Below are 1182 nucleotides of genomic sequence, written 5' to 3' on the forward strand. Positions count from 1 at the left end.
TGAACTGGCCTAATAATTCCGGACACCTCTTAAGGGCGATATGATTTCGCCAACTTGGAGGTTCCATGAACGAAAGAAAGGTCTATACACGCGAGTTCAAGCTGCATGCTGCCAGCATGGTGCTTGATGATAACTGCCCGGTTCCAGACGTTTGTGCATCGCTGGATATCGGGCCCACCGCTTTACGGCGTTGGGTCGATCAGGTTCGCAAGGAGCGCGAGGGGCAGCCAGTCAAAGGCACCAAGGCGATTACCGAAGATCAGCGCCAGATCCAGGAACTAAAGGCCAAGATCAAGCGCATGGAAATGGAAGCCGAGATCTTAAAAAAGGCTACCGCTCTCTTGATGTCGGATCCCGATCGTTTTCGATGATTGCGGAACTAAGAGAGTCGTTCCCGACAGCTGTCGTGTGTCGTGTTTTCGATGTGAAGCGCAGCAGCTTTTACGAGTGGCTTCAGCGGCGAGCCCAACCGCGGATCAGGCGCGAAGAGCTCAAGCTCAAAGTGGTTGAACTGCACAGCGAAAGCCGCGAAGCCATGGGCTCCAGAATGATCAGCAAGGGCCTGAAGTCCCAAAACATTGCAGTTGGAAGAGGCCTTGTCCGAGCGCTGATGAGGGAGGCCAACATTGTCAGTAAACAACGCCAGCCGCACCCATTCAGATCCAAGGGAGTGGAAGCGTTTGTCGCGCCCAATCGGCTCAAGCGCAACTTCAAACCGGCTGCAGTCGATCAGGTCTGGTGTGGTGACGTGACCAGCTTGATGGTGGGCGAGCGCTGGGTTCATCTGGCCATCGTCATCGATTTGTTTGCTCGCCGGGTCATCGGTTGGGCATTTTCGCTGGTCAATGACGCCAACTTGGTCAGCAAGGCGCTACGCATGGCGACAGAGGTTCGAACGTGCCCTCCGGGACTGATGTTTCACTCGGATCAGGGCTGTCAGTACACCAGCCGCAAGTTTCAAGAAGAACTGAAGCGTCGTGACATATTGCAAAGCATGAGCCATCGCGGGCAGTGCTGGGACAACGCTCCAACAGAGCGATTTTTCGGCACGCTGAAATCAGAATGGGTGCCTCGTAGTGGCTACAGCAAGATCGAGGAAGCCAAAACCGATATGGTGCGCTTCTTCATGTACTACAACCGCACCAGGCTCCACAGCTACAACAACTATCTGTCGCCAATAGC

Annotated in this window: 2 protein-coding genes; both read left to right on the plus strand. The window is 54.5% G+C overall.

Annotated elements, in window-relative coordinates; genetic code table 11:
- The first annotated feature begins 65 nt into the window (after positions 1-65).
- Positions 66-371: an IS3 family transposase gene (locus tag KW840_RS28800; protein WP_008047186.1), complete on the plus strand. Its 306-nt coding sequence runs from the start codon at positions 66-68 to the stop codon at positions 369-371.
- The coding region (locus KW840_RS28285; protein WP_256353662.1) for an IS3 family transposase at positions 368-1182 on the plus strand (815 nt) is incomplete at its 3' end. The genes KW840_RS28800 and KW840_RS28285, both read left to right, overlap by 4 nt.

Origin of the sequence: Pseudomonas sp. PDM30 (assembly GCF_019218985.1) — a bacterium.
In the GTDB taxonomy this organism is placed as follows: domain Bacteria; phylum Pseudomonadota; class Gammaproteobacteria; order Pseudomonadales; family Pseudomonadaceae; genus Aquipseudomonas; species Aquipseudomonas jessenii.

Excerpts from the sequence above, each read along its gene's own strand:
- KW840_RS28800 (WP_008047186.1), top strand. The coding sequence starts at position 66 with ATGAACGAAAGAAAGGTCTATACACGCGAGTTCAAGCTGCATGCTGCC.